This is a genomic window from Pseudomonas sp. TREG-RG-20F-10-E-6-01, assembly GCF_022662455.1.
Taxonomy (GTDB): Bacteria; Pseudomonadota; Gammaproteobacteria; order Pseudomonadales; family Pseudomonadaceae; genus Aquipseudomonas.
The window spans coordinates 86,546-109,035 of record NZ_JAKNQP010000007.1; the positions used below are offsets into that span (position 1 = coordinate 86,546).

Sequence of the window (22,490 nt, forward strand, 5' to 3'; positions counted from 1 at the left end):
TTCTCCTAAATGGGGATGCTCAGCCGCAACGCCAGTGCCGCCAGCGTTACCAGCAAGATCGGGAGGGTGAGGATGCTGCCGACTTTGAAGTAGTAGCCCCAGGTGATGCGGATATTTTTCTGTGCCAGAACATGCAGCCACAACAGTGTGGCCAAACTTCCGATAGGCGTGATCTTTGGGCCGAGATCGCAACCTATGACGTTGGCGTAGATCATGGCCTCATGTATCAGCCCCGAAGCGTCGCTACCCTGAATGGACAGAGCGCCGATAAGCACACTCGGCATGTTGTTCATGATCGAGGACAGCAGCGCCGCGGTGATACCCGTGCCCAAAGTAGCAGCCCACAGTCCATGTTCGGCAAACGTGTTCAGCAACCCGGAGAGAGAGTCAGTCAGCCCGGCATTGCGCAGGCCATAGACCACCAGATACATACCCAGCGAGAACAAGACGATTTGCCAGGGCGCGTGTTTTATGACCTTTCTCGTGGAGATTATGTGGCCGTTTCCGGCGATGACCAGGAGGATCACTGCACACGCAGCAGCAACGGCGCTGATGGGTATACCTAACGGCTCCAGTGCGAACAGACCAACTAGCAGCAGGCCAAGTACCCACCAGCCCGCAATGAAGGTCGCCCGATCACGAATCACCGACTCAGGCGCCTCAAGTTGATTCGCATCGTACTGGGCGGGAACGTCCTTGCGATAGAACATCCAGAGCATGAACAGCGTCGCAGCAACCGCCACCAGGTTCACTGGCCACATCACCGAGGCGTACTCACCGAAACCGACGCCGAAAAAGTCAGCCGAAACAATGTTGACCAAGTTGGACACCACCATGGGTAGACTAGCGGTATCGGCGATGAAGCCGGCTGCCATAACGAATGCCAGGGTCGATGCCGGACTAAAGCGCAGCGCCGTTAGCATCGCGATGACGATGGGGGTGAGTATCAATGCTGCACCATCGTTTGCGAACAGTGCCGAGACAGCTGCACCGAGCAGGATCATGAGTGCAAAAAGCCGTCCGCCTTTCCCACCACCCCAACGGGCCACATAAAGCGCTGCCCATTTGAAGAATCCCGCTTCATCAAGCAGCAAACTGATGATGATCACTGCAATGAAGGTCGCGGTAGCGTTCCAGACGATGTGCCATACAACCGGCACATCCCCCAGGCTCACCACGCCCGTCAACAATGCCAGAACGGCACCCGCTGCTGCGCTCCAGCCGACGCCTAAGCCCTTTGGTTGCCAGATAACGAGCACGAGCGTAACAACGAAAATCGACGCAGCGATGAGCATGGGTATGTTCCAGGTCAGGAGGTCAGCAGCAGGATGCTTGGCGCACGGGTCTGTCTTCCATGGAAGCCAGCCGTCCTTGATGGTCGTTAACCCAGGGCTGGTGCGCCTGCGTAGTGACGTTCAGAACATCAAGCGCCCACTGTTCAAGCTCCGGATGCAGCCGGTAGTAAACCCACTGCCCCTGCCTGCGATCCGCGAGTAACCCGCAGGCACGCAGCTGGGCCAAATGCCTCGAAACCTTCGACTGGTTATCGTCCAGTGCCCAGATCAACTCGCACACGCATAGCTCGCCCTCAGCCGAAAGCATGAGCATGATTCGAGCGCGGGTCTCATCTCCGAGGCATTTGAAGAATGTGTGTGGTGCGAGGCCCATTAGCAATCGCTCTGTATATGTGGATAACCGAATATGCAAATGTAAGCACATTCAGTTCGCTTGCACAAATGCTAGTGACGGAAATGTACGATCCGGGGATAAACGCTCACAGGTAGACCAAGGGACAACGACACGAAGGGGTTAGCATTCACCTCAGCACGAGAGCGGAGGTTGGATGTTCGAATGGATGCTCGCTGAACGCAATTTCTGGATTACTACGCTAAGCGTAGTGGCAGGATAACTGGTCAGGTCGAATGCAATTGAGTGGTCAGATCCTAGGGTAACTTCCACGATACAAGGAGTGCCGCATCAGCGCCATTTCAGCACCATTATTGCCCCCTTCGATCCGAGTCATCCCTATGCCCTGGTCCCGCAGGGACGGCCAGATGGCTTCCCCCGACGATTGCCGTAGTGCTGCCTCCGTAACGCAAAAACTTTGCGTAACACAACCTCTGTTACGCAAAATTTTCGCGTTACAAATAGCGTTGTGAAAGCTGTTTTACTGGCCAGGACTAATACGTAGACTCACTGACGCATGGTACTGGAGAGCGAGGAACCACCGTATCGGATTGGCAAGAAGTCGCTGAAAATCGTACCAGTATCGAGATTAGATTCAGCCTCAAGACTCCCTCCATTATGTGCAACGATTTCCGGGGCGATAATGAGCCCAACCTCTGGGCCGGATGAAGAGCCATTCTCTCCTGCCGCATAAGCCGAATGACGGTCTCCGGGTGTGAACAGAAACGGCATGGCACTAACGGGAATAGCCTCACCATCGTTCCTAACGGCGAAAGCTGCATTGTCTCCATTCCTACCCAACGTCACGTATATCGGGTGCTTTAAACTCCCGTGCCTGACCGCGTTTGCTAGGGTCGTGCACCCAGGCTGATGTCTAGCCATCGACATTCACAAAAGTGACGGATGCCCAAGGTGTCATCCACGAATTTCTACCGAGTGAATTCAGGTCAGCGAGAGGAATGCAGGGTGAGCGTGATACGTGGGAGCTAGCCTGCGTCGTATCAGGGCAGCGGAGAACCTCTGGAAGTGGTGCGTCAGCGGAGTTAGGGGCTGAATGACACGCAATCCCGCCTAGTGATTAAGCGACGTAAAAACACACCTGTGAATAAGCGCTGGCAAAACCTTAGTTGAATGCCCTCACGACTGTATGTTCATCTTATATCTAGAGAACGAGCATCGGGACTAAATGGTCGAGAAACAACCATATCCGTCTTCTCAATATCTGCCTGAATTTCAGAAGTTGCGAAAATAACCTGGTAATCAAATCTATAGGTCCCACACTCCTTAACGATTATCCTCTGCAAATTATGACTGCGATTTTGTTCCATGCCACCGTCATCAATGCCATCCAGCAATAAAAACCTAGGAACCCGCATGTATTCTAGCTCCATACTGGTTGATAGTAGTGCCAAGTGAAAAATATGCCGAAGGACGACCGTTGAGCTTTCTGAGAAATTCCTAGAGCCGTTCACATATACAGAATTCTCTTCGAAGTCGTACTTTATTACTTGAGCGTCAACAAACTCTGGCTGCAAAGGAAGATCTTCCTTCAACAGTCTGACCATATGTTTTTCGAGCACCTTGGCGACATCGACCTTTCGGGATTGTTGGCCAGCTTCTAGTGATTCAATAGTGCTTTCTAATTCGCGGAGTTCGTTAGCTAAATCATCACGTTGCTTTTGCAATTCTTTAATTACGGAAAAAAGCTTCTGCTTTTCATATGCTTGTTGGATCTCCTGATCTAGAACGCCTAAGCGCCGCCCAGTACTTTCCAAAATTGTTTCAATATCAGAAGACCAGTTTGTGGAAGCAGACTTATACTCCTTCTCTAGCTTTTTGACTTCCTGACTTGCTAGCGGTAAATCTTTATTAAGATTTAATACTTCCTCTTCTTTAAGTGCCAGCAACGTTTTAGACTCTTTGAGCTGTATGCTCAATTCGTTTCGCATTCGAAGCAGCTGACCGTCAGCTCCGCTTTCAACTGGCGATTTGCATAACTGACAAGAATGCTCTGCCGTATCATGTTTTAATTCGGATAGACACCCAGGACAAAACTGGAAGGACATGTTTCCGAGATAATCACGAGTTGCTTTTGACTCATCTAGGCTGTGAAGCCTGTAGGATAATTCATCTATAAAAAGCTTAGAGTCAGAGATATCCAAATTAATTGCAGCAATTGAATCTTTAAGCACCGATTCATACTTTTTGGCCGAACTCAGTCGACTTCTTAAGTTGTCAGATTTTTTGCTAGCTTCGTTAGACTCTTTGCGAGATAAAGTCCTATTTACCTTTAATTGGTCTATGTATTCAGTTAACTGAATTCGTTCCTGCTCCAACTCTGAAATAACATTGCGAGATGCCTCTATATCTGGTGTCTGACCAGATTGACCAAGTACTCTAAATATCCCTCTCAGCTCGGAAATTTTCTTGTCCAAGGCTTTATTAAGCTCTCTGACACGAAGCTGGGCAGTGTACAGCTGATCATCATACACTCCGGAAAGATAGCCGCCGATAGTTTCCCTAGTGAGTGCGCTATCGAAATTGTCCATCCGGAAAATTGGACTATGGACAGATGGCTGATCCGCATAAAGAACACGGAGTAGCTGGTGCATCGTTAAGTTTGCCGCGCCTTGCCCTTGAGCTTGCGGTAAATCCAAGGCACCAAAAATAGCTTGAGAGAAGCTTATTTTTTGCTCAGATCTTTTGAAAGGAAACCTATCCCACAAACTAGGGCCTGCGGTCAGAGCCCCCTCTATTCGTCCCCAGAATATAGACAGGGCGCGCTGAGGTTCTTGGCTAATTTCTCGCAACAATGTTGCGGGCTCGCCATTTAATTCTACTTCCACCATGACGTTTGAGCATTTTAACGCGTGAGGTTTCCAGCGAATATTTTCAGCGCCAAGCGAATAAGCGATCATATCCATTATGGTCGTTTTTCCCGAGGTATTGCGTCCTCGGATTACATTAACTCCCAAATGAAAAGTGCAGTCAAACGCTCGATGCCCGCCTTGCAGGACAACAAGTCGAGTTACTTTCAAAGTTGGCTTAAGGAGTGTCATATCTATACTCTAACAGCGCCGTCCGATGCTTCAAACCATCGAGTCCACGCAAAGGAAGTTGGGCGAGATCATTCGACAGGAAACTTAAGATTTCTTTCTGAGACTCTAAATAGCGAGAAAGATTTTCGCCTAGTCGCTCGGGAGGCGCAACGAACTGTAACCTCTTAACAACACCCTGCTCAAAAGAATTTAAATCGATCAGCCCTAACGCAGCAATATTTCTCAGAGCTGTCAACTGAATTTGACTCATGTCTCTGAAGGCAGCCTTCGGATTCAGCGGATCACGATAAGTATTAGATAAGCTCTTCGCCAGACGCCTACCGTGCGCGAATGTCGACGGGAGTCTGATATCATTGATTGCTGAAGGAAATGCTAGATAGAAATCTAATAGTCGAGCCTTGTCGACTTCAAGTTCCGGAACAAGTATCATTAATGCCATCATCCGAAACACGCAGTGATAAGCATCAAACGCCGGATGATAGATCAGCATTTTTATCCCACCTTATATGGCAATTCCCTGCCAAAAAGAAAAGCAAGCCAAGCAAATCTTTTACTGTAAACTCCATGAAATTTTCGCCCAGCATAGACTTAACCGCTTGCAATGCTCTACTAATACTAGAATCAATAGCTAATCGGTCGCCTCCGCCCTCGATAATCGGCGTGACAGTAAGCATATATATGGTATGCAGTTCATCAAGAAGAATAGTATATACACGCTGGGCGCTTTTTGACGACTGGTACTTCATAACCAGCTTATAAGCGCGCTCTTTCTCTCCCATTGCGAAATGCAACATATCCAGACGACCACTGTCACGTAGCTTTTCTTCAAGTCCACGGACATCGCCATCAGTAGGTATAGACATATAGTGCTGTAATTTATGGGAGAACGTATTACCTGACGATTCCCCAACCCCGTCGAGCTTAAGCTTGGCATATAGAATCGCCAGCTCCTGTATTGACTCGGGTGTTATTATATTAACGTCAGTATTGTAGATACTCCCCCCGGCGATATCTCGACCGGAAGTATTATTTGTCTGTTTTATAGACAAGAGCCAACTAAGCTCTGTTATTCTTGTTAACTATGTCACCGCCAGCCATGTCTCTTCCGGCTGTGTTGCCTTTTTGAGATGTGAACGTATTGCGTGATTTACGAGAAGTACGGCTGCTGATAACCACTTTTAGTGTCCAGCCAGCGCCTAAACCTGCGACAAACGTCAAAATGTGCGAGAGATATTCCATTACCAACCTACGTCAAATGAGATAGCCGATTGTCATATGCCCGGCGGGCTAGCGTCAGAGAGTAGCTGATGGCCAGCAGAGCGTCTACACCGCTACGATTCTATACGAGCTAGGCATAGCGCATCACTGCGCATTTAAGGTGCGACCGCTGTGAGCCAACCCTCTCTTAAGCCTCTCCCAAGCGGGCTAAAGGACGAGGTGAAGCAGCGCATAACTTGAGATATTGCCCATGGTCCGGCAAGCCGTGCTTTGAAGATCTGACATTCCAGCCTACTTCACCCAATCTCGACCAAATGTCCCCCGGCCAAATGCGTTCCCGACTGCGCAGTTGATGTCGGAAGACGTCACGATGGGCAATCCATCACTCTTATGTCGGGCCTGCGGCGGGATGGCATATGCTCGATGTCCGGTTTGGGTCGGTTGCCGCCCCTGGGCTCATTCCAAACAGCAGGGTCAAGGGAGAACACCGCTTAGCGAATTTTGGCCAGGTGCGGAGGAAAGTACCTCCACATGCACCTCGCCAGCAGGTTGACGGCACTGAGCCACTATCTCAGTATTCACAGTTATGTGGATAAAAAACTAGGAATGAATGAGAATGGCAAGAGGTCGTACCCCCCAAGAAAACGAGGTTCAAACGGCCATAGTTGCGTCTCTCCAAGTCTATTGCCACAGCGTTGGTATGCGCTGTGCGGCCTTGGAGTATTATCCAAACCAGCAAGGGGGCTCTCTTCGTAAGGTGTGTGCGGATTTCCTGGCTACCTTGGACGATTCGACGCTATTGCTGGCCGAGACGAAAGCACACGCGAATGGTGAACTGCTCTCATTCGACGACGCGCAACTTCTTGAGTATCTGGAATTTGAAAGTGTCGGGTTTCCAATTGCCTACGTTTATAACACCGTAGCCAAATTGCCCTATTATCAAAAGCCACAGCCGGAAAACTACCCGGCGCTGACACTTCAGGCTGTGAATCGCTCGGTGCCGTCTTTGCTTCCACATAGGTATCCAGACTATCCAAAACACACAACACTTTTGGACTGGTTGAATAGCATTCCCGCTGGCGGAAACCAAACATCACGATTTGCGCGCATTTTCGCTGCAATTCGTGCCGAGGCACTGCTGAGCAATGGATTGATGATGTTGATCTACGGCACCTCTGGATTGAAGATTTTCGACGAGCCAAATCCCAAGAAGCTAAATTTGCTACTCCGTTCCCTAGGGCGAGGCGTTTACAGCAGCTACTTGAACCATGCTCAGCAAAGACGCCTTGCGTATTTTCTTCAGGAGGAAGCGTTAGCTTTCAATAGCTGGTTCCAACCTGTGGATCCAAATGATCCACAGACATACCCCATGCTACCTGGTCCTGATGATTCGGTTCCTCCCGATCAAAACATCGACCCAGATGATGAGGATGATCGCCCCAAATCGAGGGGCTCATATCCTAGAAACTAGATTTGCCTCTGCTTTCGTAAGGCTCAAAATGCTGGGAGCAGAGCAGAGCAGAGCAGAGCAGAGCAGAGCAGAGCAGAGCAGAGCAGAGCAGAGCAGAGCAGAGCAGAGCAGGCGTGGCCGTTCGTGACCGGCCGCTATCGGCCGATTCTGTTGAAAAAGTCGGCCATAGTTTTCGCAGCGGAAAGCATGCGTCTGTGATTGAAATCGCCGCTTTCGGCTGAGGTTAGCGGACTCAGATTTCCTGTAGCAGCGCGCTGGAAAGGGGCTTTCACCGGTCAATCTTTTAGCCATTTCAAAAAACTGACTTTTTCAACACAATCGACCAAGAGCAGCCATCCATTTCTAAGAGATTGGTGGTTACTGCCAGCAGAGAGCAGGTGTGCTCGCAGAAGTTTTGCCCTTGGTGTGCCACTTGTTGTGAAGGCTCCTCAGCCACCTCCTAATCAGCCGAGCAGTCACTATCGACTTTTTTTCGTGCCGGTGCGAAAGTAGCGCAATGACCTGAAGGAGTACAGGAAGATGCCGTTAGTCACGCGCAAGGTATTTATAGATACGGAATTCTTTGTCAAAGCAAACCTTGATTTCAACTCCAGTACAATAAAGTCTTTTGAGGAATTGTGCAGCGATAATCAACTGAACCACATCACTACCACAATCGTAGTTAATGAAGTGCGACGAAAGATTGTTGATCACATCAAAGACGCACTCAAAGGCATTAAGAATTTCCGAAGAAAAGCCGCAGTCCTTAAAGAGTATGATGACGAAAGTATAAAAAGACTTTTTACGGAAATCAATGAAGGCGATCTAGAGGCAAAAGCGCTAAAAGCATTTGAGGATTTTATTGAAGCTTCGAATGCCACTGTCGTTGACATGAGTCGCGTAGATGGAAATGAGATTATTGACATGTTCTTTAATCACGTCAGTCCATTTAGCACTCAAAAGCCTAACGAATTTCGTGATGCGTTCTCTCTCCTTGCTATACGCTCTGCTTTGGAAGGGCAGGAAAAGGTCTACGTTGTTTCGGCGGACCCTGACCACAAAGCATTTTGCGAGGCTAATGAGAAGTTCGTCAACATTGAAACTCTTAGCGGATTACTAGACATATATAATAAACACAACGACGATAGATCTCAGTTCGTTGAGCAGTTTTTGAACCTCAAGAAACAAGAAATCATAGAGCAAATAAAGTCTCAGCTAGAAGACGCCGAAAGCTATAACTCATCTACGTGGGAAGACGCTGAAGTAGATACTTTCGAAGTGGCTGAAATTGAAGATTTTGAACCTCAAATAGTTCATTTGGATGATGAAAGCTGCAAGGTCGTATTCGACTTAACTGTGAAGTTCCTAGTAAATGTCAGCGGCCCAGACACTGCGAATGGTCATTACGATAAGGAGGATGGCATTCTCTACACGTTTGATTCTGTTGAGCGGCAAGAGGAAGAAGAAAAAGAATTTTCTATAGAATTAGATTTGTCTTTTGAAGCCGATGAAGGCGAATTCATTAATGATGAATTTGTTTTGCATGTAAAAGGCTTGGGTGGGGGCATCGAATTTGGTGTTGAAGAGTATCCGTGGGAAGACCCTAGGATGTGATTTGAACAAATTGGCGAACCATGCGGAGTCCCCTGATACCGTGGCTGGGCCTTCCAACTTGACTGTGAGCAGTCGTTGCTCGGACGGTATCAGTCCGATGGGTAATCGATCGCTGACCCATTTCGTAGACAGCGCCGAACGTCCGCTCTTGATCAAAAGCGGACTTAGTGCAGTGTCCGCTATTAGCCGACTTTTGCGGGTCGGTGACAGGCAGAACCCGACCAGGAGCAGTCATTTTACTTTAAGCTGCTAACGCTCGAAAGCTGCCGATCCCAACCGACAGATAACGGTCAGATACCGGCAGCAAGGAGCCTCTAACGGTCACGAGCGCAGGTCAGCCCTTAGCCGTCGAATTCAAAAAATTTCTTGAAGGGTGTATGGCATGGATTACGTAAAAACCTTGAAGAAATTATACAAAGCTCCTGACTTGAGCGCTTCGATGATCATTGATACGTTCCAGCGCCGCAATGGTATCTCAGTTGCTGTCGAAAAAGTTAATGTAGGAAAACCAGGGTTTAAGATAATCAGCGATATAGGGGTTTTTCTTTTACTTGAGCGGCCTATTGATTACTACAATAGCAAATGGGGGAGGGTCACAAACATTCAATCCCTCATGCTTGATTATGGAATTCCTGTTCCGCTGTATTTGGGACAAGGAGAAATGACAGAAGGCTTCCACAAATCCTCAGCCTCGAAAGATCCAGCTGCCGGTGTAGAAAAATGGCTTTATGAAATATTTGAAATTGATTTGGTGTCTGCGTACTTCTTGAATTATTTTTCCAGAAGCGAAGCGCTCAAAGACTACCGACTAATTATATTTGAGGCAATTGAGTCCTTCTATATGGGGCTAGACCATGCAGCAATAATGTCCCTTATTCCAGTTTTTGAAGGCGGATTACGTAATCTACAAAATAAAATGCTGGATGAAAATAAAGGTAATGTGACGGGTGCTATCTTTGAAAAAAGGCTAAGAGAAATTTTAAAAAACTGGGGAAATCGCCGTGTTATAGATTATGACTGGCATCCTGGAATGCACGGTATCGACAGTATTGAAGTAGATTTCTACACACATATATGCCCACAATCTGATGTCATAAATTGCTTTAGGTTATTTTTTAAAAATGTTCTCTACAAACCTTCTGAGCCACACGACGAAGGCTTCAATAGGCACATAATAGTTCACATGCTTGGGAATAATTTTGGTCGCGCCACAAACTTTTACAGAATCTTCCTAGCACTAACTCACATCACATTCATTGAGAGCCTGACCAATCAAAACGTTCCATTTTTTTGGCCAGGCTACGACGATGAATCCAGACGGCTGGGCCAATACCTTAAAGAAATCTCGACTATTATGGATGGCCGTCGTAACTTAATAACAAGCTTTGGAGTGCCAGGATACTGCTAGATCAGCGGCCCTGTTAGATTGAACGAACATCCTTGAGTTACGAATAAGCGATGGGTAATGCGTCGTCTGCAACAATGGCCTTTTAACTGTCCATTACCACTGGCCGCTTTTGGCCGATTTCTGCTGGTCGCAGTCGGCAGTTATGCACCACTCTCAGCGAGAGAGGCTACTACACATGCAGGTCAGATCCGATGCAAATAGGAGGGCAAACCTAATGCATTGTCTGGGCAAGTGCAATTCAAACGTGTGGTGAGTAGCTACGCAACCAGGTTGTCAAGTGGAATGCAATTTCGCATCCGATGTGTATGGCCATCCCTGCAAGCGCAGCTCCGGCAGAAACTACGAATAGTCCTACCCTGGGCATAGTCTCCGATCTTGCGTCAGCGAAACGTGGCAGTTTTGTCAGCGATGCCTTTGCGAGCCTAGGAATTGGATAAAGCAAAAAGATCTTCTCGAACGCTCAAGAATTAGCACCTCCATGCCGTTGACTATCTTTGAGTGACTATTTTTTGTCACACAATTATTGAGAGGATTGGTGCTTTATGCAAAAACTGTACAAAATCTTGGCTGCTATGCTGCGTGTTCCATCCGCCGCAGCACATCTGATTCAGAACGTGTGGAAAGACAGCCCGCTTGTGAGTTCAACTGTAAAAACCGCTCTGATAATTTTCAGTATCCTAATCGCAATTTTTTCTGCGGTCCTTTGGCATCTTTCGGCATCTATGCAAGAGGAGTTGACTATGGCAGCTGGCTACGATCCGAAGCAATTTGCCGCAATCACTACCGCAGCAGCAATGCTGAATACAAAAGCTGCCCTCCTGGGAGCGGTGGCAGCTATCTTGAATGGCGTTTATTTCTGGTTGAGCACCATCAGTAGCGCGGATACTAGCTCCGACGAATAACCGCTCAATCGCGTTGTCTTAGCATCTCCATCGTAATGCCATCAGAGCGATGGAGATGTAGAAAAAGAGTTTATTTAGTCATTTTGGGAAAGCATTTCGCCAATTCTTGATTGGATATCGTGGGGTTCGATCCCACTTTCAACTTCTAATTTCAACAGTTCCAACGCCCTTTTTATAGCTTCTAGATCAAGAGTCTCCCTGATCTTTTTGTTCACACGTTCTACGTCAAAGTACTCATCAAAAGCTAGATCGATGTAGTGGTCGAGACTTTTAACATGTTTCTGGCCCGTAAATTCCAATATTTTTCTTTTGTAGTACTCGACATTAAGAATTCTAGACCTGAAGTCCTCTTTATCAAGAACTTCTTGGCTGGTAATAAATGATACGAAGAGCTTTGTGATAAAGCGATGACGAAACATATGTGGGTGCGCTCGGCCAGGAATACCTGCCGCGATCCGGAGCGCCCTGACTTCTTGTGTCAGAGTGTTTGGTTTTAATTGTTGGCCTGAACGGTGGTTAATTAGAACATATCCATGGTCTTTTATTTTTCCACATGTGTTATGGACCACGATAGAACGATTGCTATTTATGTATTCGGCAATGAATAAAAGATCCACGCGAGTTACTGGAATCAGACGTGCAGATTTTTTGTTCCCACCTTGCTTGATCGACTCCATTAACAAGAACGGTTCATCCATTTCCAGAGCTGCTAGGACTGAGCGTACCGTCAGAGCGCATACTTCACTCCGCCGCCCCCCTGTTATCTCTAGGAGAAGTAGCATCACATATCTACGTTTTTTTATATGAGAGTTCGGAGAAATTCGACTTACCACACCTTTAAGACGTTTGATGTCTGCGGTGGAAATGGCATTGCGCTTCTTTGGGCCGCTGGGTTCCGGGAATGAATTATGGTGCCAGTAATGATGTATTGAGGTCGATACAGTTCCATAACTGCTGGTTGATTGGCTGACTTTTATTTCGCGCTTTTCTGCTTTAATTCTTTCATTAGGACCAACGCCACTTGATCCATCGTATAGCACACCTACAAATGAAAGAAATTCTAACGTCCGCCTGCCAATAGCAATTATGGTGTCTTCATTTCTCTTGGGCACAGTTTTATCATTCAACATTTTCTCTGCGCGTAGCGAACGAATAAACGAAGTAAAACGATTATCCGTAAGCTTGTGAAGCTCTATACCATTTAGATATACATAGCGAATGATATGCCCTAATTGGTTTGCATATGTTGTTAGAGTGCCGCCATCAGTTAGCCGAGAGTAACCACCATGAAATAGTTTTAGCATATATAGGTTAGCTGGCATATTCCAACTTCCATCGGGCCAAAACATTTTGGGAATGTTTTCAGCATCGACAAAAACCAAGCTTCCCTTATTTGCGGTCGCAAAGGGAAGTCTAAAAGTTTCCTCAGTAAGGGAATATAGCTTACCCATATTTATCACCTATTTTGAGAATAAGATAGCATTTGAAGAATCTCTAAACGCTCAGATTTGAACGTCTCTGTATGTTCTGGATGATTTACGAGGCGCACGTATTTTCCACATAGATTCAGACTCAATTGCAACGCATGAGTCAATACCAAAAGGTTGCCCTCGACGAGCTGCCTTTCTGATTCTAGCTGCTCGATCTGATTGAGAAGTCCAATTTTGTTCCGTCTATCCTTGCGGCCAATGGGAACAGAAACTTCTTTCAAATGACGGAGAGCTTGTATCCTCAACTTATCAAGTTTGTTGAATCCTTCGTCGAAACACTCTGCCGAAGCAGATTTTAAAGCATTCAGGGATATAGGCTGCATGTCTTGTGACGGCCATGTCATAGCAGCCATTGCGCCTTGTGATTTAAGGAGTTTTATTAAGAGTATACATTCATGATGCGAAGGCTGAGTAACTAAGATCCACTGAAGAAATGAAGACAGTTGCATCGATTTTTTTCGTGCTTTTGTTTCACTAGACATACAGTACCTCAAACTTGAACTTAACTGGTTCTCCGTTGCGCCCTTCAAAGAAGTCAGGCTCAATAGTAACCTTGCAGGTGTTGATTAGGTGCGCGAGATAGGATTCAAATTCCTCCCGATCTAAGACGCTAAATGATGCTGTTCCAAAATGGTCAACTATAGCCTTCTCAAGATCAGAAAATGTCTTATTTCCACGACTTAAAAACTCCGCTGTAAATTCAGCCTTAATGGTGGTTAAAACCGCACCTGGTACATGCTCAGTTATATAACGATACACATGAGCTTTGTCTGTATGTGCTAGGAACCATCTTAAGACGTCAAGGTCACCGAACGCAGACCAATAAAAAGCTTGTGCGAACAAACGGCGAAGCTGGTGCTGGCGAAGATTGTATTTTTGGTGTGTTTTTTCGCAATATATCTGGAAGTAATCGCATGCAATGTTAAAAACTTTATTGTAGCTTGAATGATTTACTGATCCCAGGGACGCTTCACGATGAGATGGGATAGCAAAAATTCCATGACGAGCTTCATCATTTTGATAAATTCTTTCGTGGAACTCAGATATTAGGTTGCTGATACCGATACAAAGACCTGGAATAGGACGCTCCGTGTATTCTCTAGCATCACCAAGGCCTGATTTTCCTACATAAAACCCAAACGTTTGGGTGTCCGAGCTAACTTCGCTTGGGGTACATTTCATAAGCTCCTCTTGGCGTCGGGCTGAAAGAGCGCCAAAAATAATCTGAGCTGATCCGAAAAAGATTTGCAAATAGTCGTGCAGCCCCAGGCGGCCAAAGTCCTCAGACTGTGTATCCTGCTTTATCGTTTTTGACCAAGTAGTACAGCCCAGAGAAATTAATGTTGCTGGTAGCAAGTGTTTCACACCATTTTTTTTAACATAACTTGTTAAGCTTAAGTTTTCAATGCGCGCTTCCTGATAGACATTCGTGCACGCCAGTAGCAAATCACTTCCATAACTCAAAATGTATTCAACAGATTTTCGGAATGCCTTAAGTCCTACATGAACAGGTATTGACCTGTAGATATCAGGTTCCGGAAGGTTAAAAAACTTTGCAGAGAATCCTTTCAAGCATTCAAATGTCGAAGGATCTGGTGCCTGAAAGTTTAGTTTTTCAAGATGAGTCAGCGACTCCAAGCAGGAAGTATGCAACGAGTAGATTTGTTTTATTGTCTTTTCGTGCTTACTCCGCACTGGCGCTATTTTCATCTGTGACTCACAGTTGTTGCCTAAGTCGCTACTGAAGCAAAACTTTTCAGGGACGATGTATTTCCGCTTACCAAGCAAAGTATTAGAGTAAATATTTCGTACCACATGTTTGTATACCTTTGCAGGGTCGCGGATGGCCGTTTTAAAGCTTTGCCCTGACTGTTTGAGAATCAAGGCCTTTGCAGCCTCACACTGGGCATCGGTTAGCGCTGTGTCATCGCCCGCCAAGGAAAATTGCTTGTTTTGTAATAGTTCGTGCTTAATGTATTGCTCTAGCTTATTTGGCCAGTCGTAAAAACGGCTGGTCGTATCGCGATTTTCTGTTATTTGAATCAATAGCGTCCTGATTATTTGCTCATTAATAGTGCTAAGGCCATATTGTCTTATCCTAGGAGCGTATTTGCTGATCAGCAGAAAATCCGTAATCGCTAAAACGATTCGGATTCTTTTTAGTTTTTGCGCTTTAGTCGCTCCGCCGAGTTTAATGTGGCCGGAAGCTTGGATCGCTATCCAACCTTTGATCTGGTTTCTAAGTAGAGAATTCTTCCTGTCGCTTAGCTTAGAGTTGTCGTCCAAAATAATTTCAAAGTTAACAGGCTCACATAAGCCTTCTATTTCCCAAGTCTTTGCATCATATTTTGATTTTAATAGATCGAAGCCTCCAAGTAGAGACTCTTCAACTTGGGGTTTCAAAAAACCTAATTCGACCGGAAGATAATGTATAGTCATTGTACCGACTCACGATTTGCATGTGAGTTCTTCACCGCTTTGAGCATCTCTTGGAAATCAGGCCGTGTGCATTCATCAGATTCGATATAACTTAATAGCTTGCTAGAAACTTTCGACCAGTAAATCTCTTTTGCATTCGTCAAGATGGTGTCCGATTTTTCTTCAAGTTTTATCATTTCTCTCAACACGGTCTCATCAATGCAAAAAACAACTTCTTTCTTTTGAGATGTAGTGTCTTGCATTGGTGCTTCGACAGGCTGCTTCTTGATTTTAAGTGCGTGGTTATTGAGAAAAATGTGTATTTCTTCAACTGAGTCGAAGTCGGTTGCAGCCAACGCATAAGGGCTGTCGCTCATTGCTTCCAGGATGAACCCTTGGTGGAAAATTCTTATCCATCTATTACTGAAGAAATCTAGTAATGGTTTGGGAATGTATCTTTTGAGAAGAACGTAGTCAAAGCGGGTGTGGCCTAGCGCCTTACTAGCGGCCACCAAGCTTTCTGTCTCGATGTATTTTGCAACACCACCTAAGGCTCTAACTGCCGTTAGTGTACAGTGCCGGCTTAATGTCTCAGCTGCTTCAGGCACTGCCCCTAAATTGATCAACTCTTTGGAGAATTCACTTCTGAAAGTTTTTGCAATTGTTAAAGTGTGTAGTTTTTTAGGGAAGCCAAATCCTTTGCCCGTGCTAATAAACAGTCTGCGCCAATTTGGATCTCCAATGTTTCTTAAGTACTGGCGAGCAGGTTCGGTTATCGCTATCAATGTCTGAACGAAGCTGTAAGTCTCGTCTGTTAACAAGATTTTTTGCTCTGCTAGCTCTGAACCTTTTCGGTACTTGTTGCTTACTAAATAATGGCCTGCATCTGTTTCAATAATCCCGCAGACTATCCCATGCTTATCATACAGGTTGCAGCTGTAAAGGAATTCGGGGGTAATGTCGCTATGGTGAGCTACTAAAGCGTAAGCGAAGGGCACCACGGTACTCGTCGTTGGTAAAGCTAGCGCTCGGGCGACGTCCGGTAATGGTGCACCGTACAAGAAGCGTAATCTACAGTCATTACCAGTCTTAAATCCAATTTTCTCGTAGATTGAATAGCATTTTGTTAAGAATACCGCGTTATCAATACCTGCTGTTAGATGGAGTTGATCAGCATGTAGTACGTTGAGTTCTGCAAAACGTTTTTTTACACATTCAATCTTAGAGCTGGCCCATCTCTTCACGAGATCTAAGTCGTGTTGAACCCGCCCAAAAATTATCTCCATCGCCTCGCCGTCCGTGACACTTAGAGGAATTGGGAATGTCAGCTTTATATTTTCCGGATGGCCGTCTTTGCCCTGCCGTTGGTTGGGTGTGTGCGATCCCCTGAATGTAGGTGTGCCGTCGGGCATGCCACCAGTAGGGCGGGCAATAAGATTAGACTGTACCAATCTTTCGCTAAACGGAACGATTGAATACAACCATCCATTACTAATACTAAGTAATTTAGCTCCTTGTCCATTGGCATATCGACTTGTAAAGTAGTAGCTACGAAACTCCGTCCAAAATTCTTTAGATTTTTTTGCGTCTTTCAAACCTTTGGCATCAAATTTATGAACATTATTAGCCATAAAATCTATCAGCTCTTTAATTCCATCTATTCGTACTGACCGGATATTTTGAAGTGCCGCTGCGTAGGTTTGGTAAAAAGCTGCGCTGAACTCATATCCATAGCTTTTGTAAAGGCCGCGTAGTGGAACGTATCGCCCTTCTCCATTTAGGTTATACGCCTTCCATCCGGACCAATACCATAAAGCCTTGGCATCTAAATCCAAGCTTTCAAACTCTTGAATGGCTTTGATTTTATTTTTGCATGAGAGCTTATCGTCTCGATGATTCCCGAATGTTGGCTGCGGATTGGGCGAGGTGATTAGCAAGAAGATGTATCGCCATATCCTGCTGTATCGAGAACGACGGGATGAATCATAACGAACAAATTTTTCTGACCAAAGAGCACCTTGAAATTGTCGGCTCAGACTTAATAGTTTAAATGGTTTAAGATTTTGCGAATCAAGTTTATTGTTAGTTATATGAAGGAAGCATTCAAATAACTTTAACGTTCTCTGCGTCTCGGCATAAATGATGTCGTTACCAAACCCTTCGACTTTTCTGAGGACAGTCTCTACGATTGAAAGTGGAATATTCTCAAAAGGAAATTCTTGGTAGCAATCAATTCGCTGTATAAGGGCAGGCATATACGTTTCGCTGTCTTAGATGCAGCAGAGGCTATCCATAGAAAGCTTTTTTTTCAACCCCCTTGTGAATATTAAAATACCATTGACCCATATATATATAAGCTAAAATATATACGGCTATTAAGTTTTGTAAGTATGATTTTGTGACTATATTCTTGTTCCTGTATTTTGTTTGGTTTTAGTGTTGTAGCTGTCATTAGCTTCTCGGTTTTGTAATGACATTTTTCATAACTGTTTTCTTTTTGTCATCACTTATATTGCCCAAACTGACAACTATGGATTTTGATAATTTTTCAGCTTACTCCACCGGATAGCCTCTAAACTCAAGGGCTACGATGAATGACAACAAATGCAAAAAAGCGAAACGACTCACTCATCCAGAAACAACACGCCATGGTGGGCGAGGGTGATTTCCCCCGGTTGCGGTTTTGATCCGCCGCCCACCAGCGCCGGCCCCGAGGCTGAGTGGTGTGGCTGACGGAACGGGCGGTGCGGCCAATGGCTCAGTGGTGCGAGGCTGACCACTGACTGGATCGCCGCCACTTCCAGCGCTTCCTGCTCGCTCAGCGGCGGCAGCAACCCCGGCAGCCGGCTGGCCAGCAAAGTCTTGCCGGTGCCGGGCGGCCCGCTGAACAGCAGGTTATGCGCGCCCGCCGCAGCGATCAGCAGCGCGCGCTTGGCCGCCAGTTGCCCTTGTACTTCGCTCAGGTCTGGATAGGGCTTGTTCAGGTACTGCAAGCCGTCAGACTTGTAGGGCTCGATCGGCACCTGCCCATTCAGGTGCGCCACCACCTGCAGCAAGTGATCCACCGCAATCACCTTCAACCCGGAGGCCAGGCACGCCTCCTCGGCATTCGCCCGCGGCACTATCACGGTGCGCCCGGCCTTGCGGGCTGCCAGCGCTGCCGGCAACACGCCTTTCACTGCGCGTACTTCGCCGGACAATGCCAATTCGCCCAGGCATTCCACGTCATCGAGCATCAACGCCGGCACCTGCACACTGGCCGCCAGGATGCCCAAGGCAATCGCCAAATCAAAACGCCCGCCGTCCTTGGGCAGGTCGGCGGGCGCGAGGTTGAGGGTGATGCGCCGGGCTGGGTATTGCAGCGCGCAATTGAGGATGGCGCTGCGCACGCGGTCCTTGCTTTCCTTGACGGCGGTTTCCGGCAGGCCCACCAGTGTCAGGGACGGCAGACCATTGGCCATGTGCACTTCAACCGTGACGGCAGGGGCTTCGACGCCGATCTGGGCGCGGCTGTGGACGATGGCGAGGGACATGCTCGTTCCTTGAAAGAGAGGCCGCTTCCTGCGGGTTTTTCAAGGGTAGACGAGGTAGGGAATAGCGAGGCGGGGGAGGTTTTACAGAACGTATCCGGAGAGCGAGGCAGAGCATGTGGGAGCTGGCTTGCCTGCGATGGCATCGACTCGGTGTAACTGATACACCGAGGCGCCCGCATCGCAGGCAAGCCAGCTCCCTCACTGAGCGTGTTTATTCAGCAGCAGGTGGCGTCAGCCGTGCTTCCAGCTCAGCGACTTTGGCTTCCAAACTCTCCAGCCGTGCACGCGTGCGGGCCAGCACCACCATTTGGCTATCAAACTCTTCCCGGCTCACCAGGTCGAGTTTGCTGAAGCCGCTTTGCAGCAGCGCCTTGAACTGGCTTTCGATTTCGTTGCGAGGCAGCGGGGTATCGCCGCTGAACAGGCGAGAGGCGTGGCCGCTCAGGGCGTCGAGGAGATCTTTGGGCGCGAGCATGGGAAACATTCCGGAAAAACTGTTGGCGGGCAGTGTATCACGCAGCGTCTATAGTCTTTTTCACCGCCTGGAGCGCACGCTTTTCGCGCAGCGCTCCGGGCGGCCGCGCACTGTTTTTGTGCGCATTGGCGTCGCCAAAACGCCCTGCAGGTGCGCATAAGTGGGCAAAGGACTGATTTCAGTGATTTTTACGGAGCTGGCAAGGTTTCTGCTTAGACGATCATGACCCATGCACTGATGCAGTCGCTGTGACGAATGCAGTGCGCCGACGGATCAGGGGTACAGGTTTCGTCACCAGTGGTTCGCTGGCGTCGCAACGGTAAATGCCGAGGCGACGACGCGTTACAAAGCCAGGCACTGCGCTTAGACTTGAGACGGGTTTGTTTTCCTGGGGCAAGTCCACCAATTCGGGAGAGAGTTTTCATGAAGCTAGTCACTGCCATCATCAAGCCGTTCAAGTTGGACGATGTACGCGAGTCGCTGTCCGAGATCGGCGTGCAGGGCATTACCGTTACTGAGGTCAAAGGTTTCGGTCGGCAGAAGGGTCACACCGAGCTGTATCGCGGCGCGGAATACGTGGTCGATTTTCTGCCAAAGGTGAAGATTGATGTCGCCATTGACGACAAGGATCTTGACCGGGTTATCGAGGCGATAACCAAGGCCGCCAACACCGGCAAAATCGGTGACGGCAAGATCTTCGTGGTCAATCTGGAACAGGCTATTCGCATCCGTACCGGCGAAACCGATACCGACGCAATCTAAGCCGCCAAACCCCAACGCCCCAGGAGAAAACAATATGACTCTGCGTAAATTCGCAGGGCTAGGAGCCCTGTTGTCCCTCGTAATGCCGGCCCTGGCCATGGCGGCGGACCCAGTACCTGCTCCAGTCCTCAATTCCGGCGACACCGCGTGGATGCTCACGTCCACCGCGCTGGTACTGTTCATGACCATTCCAGGCCTCGCGCTGTTCTACGGCGGCATGGTTCGCTCCAAAAACATTCTTTCCGTGATGATGCAGTGCTTCGCCATCACCGGTCTGATCACCATTTTGTGGTTCGTTTACGGCTACAGCATGGCGTTCGACACTACCGGTATGGAAGCAGGCGTCGTCAACCTCAACTCGTTCGTGGGCGGCCTGTCCAAACTGTTCCTGTCGGGTGTCACCCCGGCGAGCATCACCGGCCCTGCGGCGCTGTTCCCTGAGGCGGTGTTCGTCACTTTCCAGATGACGTTCGCCATCATTACGCCTGCGCTGATCGTCGGTGCCTTCGCCGAGCGTATGAAGTTCTCCGCGATGCTGATCTTCATGGGCGTCTGGTTCACCCTGGTCTACGCACCGATTGCGCACATGGTGTGGGGCGGTCCGGGTTCGTTGCTGGGCGATTGGGGCGTGCTGGACTTCGCCGGCGGCACTGTGGTGCACATCAACGCCGGTGTGGCTGGCCTGGTGGCGTGCCTGGTACTCGGCAAGCGTAAAGGCTTCCCAACCACGCCGATGGCGCCTCACAACCTGGGTTACACCCTGGTCGGTGCTGCCATGCTGTGGGTCGGTTGGTTTGGCTTCAACGCCGGTTCTGCGGCTGCGGCCAACGGCACTGCCGGTATGGCGATGCTGGTCACTCAGATTGCGACCGCTGCTGCCGCGCTGGGCTGGATGTTTGCCGAGTGGGTCACCCACGGTAAGCCAAGCGCACTGGGCATCGCCTCGGGCGTCGTTGCCGGCCTGGTTGCAATCACCCCGGCTGCGGGCACCGTGGGCCCAATGGGCGCCCTGGTGATCGGTCTGGCGGCGGGCGTAGTGTGCTTCTTCTGCGCCACTACCCTGAAACGTAAACTCGGCTACGACGACTCCCTGGACGCCTTCGGCGTGCACGGTATCGGCGGTATCCTCGGCGCGATCCTGACCGGCGTGTTCGCGGCGCCTTCTCTGGGCGGCTTCAACGCGGCGACCACTGACATCGCAGCGCAAGTCTGGATCCAGTGCAAAGGCGTCGGCTTCACCGTGATCTACACGGCTATCGTGACCTTCATCATCCTCAAGGTGCTGGACATGGTCATGGGCCTGCGGGTTACCGACGAAGAAGAGGCCGTGGGCCTCGACCTGGCACAACACAACGAGCGCGGCTACAACTTGTAAGTACGCGAAAAAAAAGATGCCCGGCTTGCCGGGCATTTTTTTGTCTGGGGTTTGTCTGTGGCTAAAGGTGTACGGGTTTATGCCGACTTTGTGATGGGATCCACACGGCACTTTTAAGGGTGTGAATCTCTTACAGGCATGTAGGTGTATTCGGTACTTTGTTTTTTTCCAGAGCGCGCTAGAATGCGCGCCGATGGGCGGAGAACTGTATGTGGCAACAGACCCTGATAACCCTGCGGGCCAAGCCCCGGGGCTTTCACTTGGTGACGGATGAGTTGCTCGCCGGCCTGCCTGAATTGAAGGCGTGCCGTGTGGGCCTGTTGCATTTGTGGTTGCAGCACACCTCGGCTTCGTTGACGGTCAACGAAAATGCCGACCCGGCGGTTCGCCGTGACTTCGAGCGTTTTTTCAACTCGCTGGTGCCGCAAGGGCGTGCAGGGTTCGAACACAACGACGAAGGTCCGGATGATCTGCCGGCGCACTTCAAGGCCAGTCTCCTGGGCTGCCAGCTGAGTTTGCCGGTCAAGGCCGGCCGCTTGGCGATGGGGACCTGGCAAGGTGTTTATCTGGGCGAGCACCGTGATCATGGCGGTGCTCGTAAAGTCCTCGCCACCTTGCACGGTGATGGGGCATAAGCCACTGGTAATCCGGTGGATGTTGATTTTTTTCCGGCGACCTCGACAGAGGGTGAAGCTGGGCTATAACTAATCTGCTTTTCGCAAGTCATGAGGTAGAACATGAGCGACGATGATCTGGAAAACGACGAACTCGAAGTCGGTGACGACGACGAGGCCGAAGAAGGTCTTGAGGCGGCAGCTGAGGACGTTGCTGACGACGACGGTGGTGATGATGCACCTGTCCCGGCAGCCAAAGGCAAAGCCAAGGCCGCTGTTTCGGTAGATGAACTGCCAAGCGTTGAAGCCAAGAACAAAGAGCGCGATGCGCTGGCCCGTGCGATGGAAGAATTCCTCGCCAAAGGCGGCAAAGTGCAGGAAGTCGAGGCCAACGTGGTAGCAGATCCACCGAAGAAGCCGGATAACAAGTACGGTAGCCGTCCTATCTGAGGTCAGCCGCTCGCTTGCATGAAAAAGCCCGCCGTC

General features: G+C 48.7%; 18 protein-coding genes and 1 pseudogene. 8 read left to right on the plus strand and 11 right to left on the minus strand.

Annotated features, from left to right (window positions below):
- Window positions 1-5 precede the first annotated feature (5 nt).
- From L8K08_RS20290 to L8K08_RS20310, 5 genes are all read right to left on the minus strand, one after another.
- On the minus strand, window positions 6-1,295 hold the full coding sequence (locus tag L8K08_RS20290; protein WP_236513744.1) for an arsenic transporter: 1,290 nt from the start codon (window positions 1,293-1,295) through the stop codon (window positions 6-8).
- A gap of 22 nt (window positions 1,296-1,317) precedes the next feature.
- Window positions 1,318-1,668: a metalloregulator ArsR/SmtB family transcription factor gene (locus L8K08_RS20295; protein ID WP_236513743.1), complete on the minus strand. Its 351-nt coding sequence runs from the start codon at window positions 1,666-1,668 to the stop codon at window positions 1,318-1,320.
- 1,169 nt (window positions 1,669-2,837) lie between these two features.
- Window positions 2,838-4,610: an AAA family ATPase gene (locus L8K08_RS20300; RefSeq protein ID WP_242199602.1), complete on the minus strand. Its 1,773-nt coding sequence runs from the start codon at window positions 4,608-4,610 to the stop codon at window positions 2,838-2,840.
- Between the two features lie 121 nt (window positions 4,611-4,731).
- The gene (locus tag L8K08_RS20305; protein WP_242199604.1) at window positions 4,732-5,235 is read right to left on the minus strand and encodes an ABC-three component system middle component 5; all 504 of its coding nucleotides are present in this window, start codon (window positions 5,233-5,235) and stop codon (window positions 4,732-4,734) included.
- Window positions 5,210-5,794 (minus strand): ABC-three component system protein, encoded by a 585-nt coding sequence (locus L8K08_RS20310; RefSeq protein WP_233271458.1) that lies wholly within the window; start codon window positions 5,792-5,794, stop codon window positions 5,210-5,212. The genes L8K08_RS20305 and L8K08_RS20310 overlap by 26 nt, the downstream gene beginning before the upstream one ends.
- A 785-nt stretch (window positions 5,795-6,579) precedes the next feature.
- On the opposite strand from L8K08_RS20310, the gene L8K08_RS20315 reads away from it, so the two are divergent.
- The 4 genes from L8K08_RS20315 (at window position 6,580) to L8K08_RS20330 (ending at window position 11,337) form a co-directional block, all read left to right on the plus strand.
- Window positions 6,580-7,434, plus strand: a complete 855-nt coding sequence (locus L8K08_RS20315) for a hypothetical protein (RefSeq protein ID WP_242199607.1) — start codon at window positions 6,580-6,582, stop codon at window positions 7,432-7,434.
- 519 nt (window positions 7,435-7,953) lie between these two features.
- Window positions 7,954-9,027: a PIN domain-containing protein gene (locus tag L8K08_RS20320; RefSeq protein WP_236513740.1), complete on the plus strand. Its 1,074-nt coding sequence runs from the start codon at window positions 7,954-7,956 to the stop codon at window positions 9,025-9,027.
- A gap of 382 nt (window positions 9,028-9,409) precedes the next feature.
- A complete protein-coding gene (locus L8K08_RS20325; protein ID WP_242199610.1) occupies window positions 9,410-10,435 on the plus strand; it encodes a hypothetical protein in 1,026 nt (341 codons plus the stop codon).
- A 542-nt stretch (window positions 10,436-10,977) separates the two neighbouring features.
- Entirely contained in the window at window positions 10,978-11,337 is a 360-nt protein-coding gene (locus tag L8K08_RS20330) for a hypothetical protein (RefSeq protein ID WP_236513738.1), read from the plus strand.
- A gap of 74 nt (window positions 11,338-11,411) precedes the next feature.
- Here L8K08_RS20330 and L8K08_RS20335 read toward each other — a convergent pair whose 3' ends face one another.
- From L8K08_RS20335 to L8K08_RS20360, 6 genes and pseudogenes are all read right to left on the minus strand, one after another.
- Complete coding sequence (locus L8K08_RS20335) at window positions 11,412-12,788, minus strand: site-specific integrase (protein ID WP_242199612.1); 1,377 nt, start codon at window positions 12,786-12,788, stop codon at window positions 11,412-11,414.
- Window positions 12,789-12,793: 5 nt separating this feature from the next.
- Complete coding sequence (locus L8K08_RS20340; RefSeq protein ID WP_242199614.1) at window positions 12,794-13,309, minus strand: hypothetical protein; 516 nt, start codon at window positions 13,307-13,309, stop codon at window positions 12,794-12,796.
- The gene (locus tag L8K08_RS20345; RefSeq protein WP_242199617.1) at window positions 13,302-15,266 is read right to left on the minus strand and encodes a hypothetical protein; all 1,965 of its coding nucleotides are present in this window, start codon (window positions 15,264-15,266) and stop codon (window positions 13,302-13,304) included. The genes L8K08_RS20340 and L8K08_RS20345 overlap by 8 nt, the downstream gene beginning before the upstream one ends.
- A complete protein-coding gene (locus L8K08_RS20350) occupies window positions 15,263-17,500 on the minus strand; it encodes a hypothetical protein (protein WP_242199620.1) in 2,238 nt (745 codons plus the stop codon). Before L8K08_RS20350 ends, L8K08_RS20345 begins: the two co-directional genes overlap by 4 nt.
- Before the next feature lie 372 nt (window positions 17,501-17,872).
- Window positions 17,873-18,778, minus strand: a pseudogene (locus tag L8K08_RS20355) (YifB family Mg chelatase-like AAA ATPase); the annotation flags it as partial.
- 211 nt (window positions 18,779-18,989) lie between these two features.
- Window positions 18,990-19,253 (minus strand): accessory factor UbiK family protein, encoded by a 264-nt coding sequence (locus L8K08_RS20360; RefSeq protein WP_145158091.1) that lies wholly within the window; start codon window positions 19,251-19,253, stop codon window positions 18,990-18,992.
- A gap of 423 nt (window positions 19,254-19,676) precedes the next feature.
- On the opposite strand from L8K08_RS20360, the gene glnK reads away from it, so the two are divergent.
- The 4 genes from glnK to sutA all read left to right on the plus strand — a co-directional run bounded on the left by glnK (window position 19,677) and on the right by sutA (window position 22,454).
- Window positions 19,677-20,015 carry a P-II family nitrogen regulator gene (gene glnK, locus L8K08_RS20365; RefSeq protein WP_002555808.1) on the plus strand — a complete coding sequence of 113 codons (339 nt, stop codon included), beginning with the start codon at window positions 19,677-19,679 and terminating at the stop codon, window positions 20,013-20,015.
- A 34-nt stretch (window positions 20,016-20,049) separates the two neighbouring features.
- Window positions 20,050-21,390 carry an ammonium transporter gene (locus tag L8K08_RS20370; protein ID WP_145158088.1) on the plus strand — a complete coding sequence of 447 codons (1,341 nt, stop codon included), beginning with the start codon at window positions 20,050-20,052 and terminating at the stop codon, window positions 21,388-21,390.
- A 209-nt stretch (window positions 21,391-21,599) separates the two neighbouring features.
- Window positions 21,600-22,025 carry a secondary thiamine-phosphate synthase enzyme YjbQ gene (locus tag L8K08_RS20375; RefSeq protein ID WP_071485166.1) on the plus strand — a complete coding sequence of 142 codons (426 nt, stop codon included), beginning with the start codon at window positions 21,600-21,602 and terminating at the stop codon, window positions 22,023-22,025.
- Window positions 22,026-22,127: 102 nt separating this feature from the next.
- Window positions 22,128-22,454: a transcriptional regulator SutA gene (gene sutA / locus L8K08_RS20380; RefSeq protein ID WP_106575834.1), complete on the plus strand. Its 327-nt coding sequence runs from the start codon at window positions 22,128-22,130 to the stop codon at window positions 22,452-22,454.
- The last annotated feature ends 36 nt before the right edge of the window (window positions 22,455-22,490 follow it).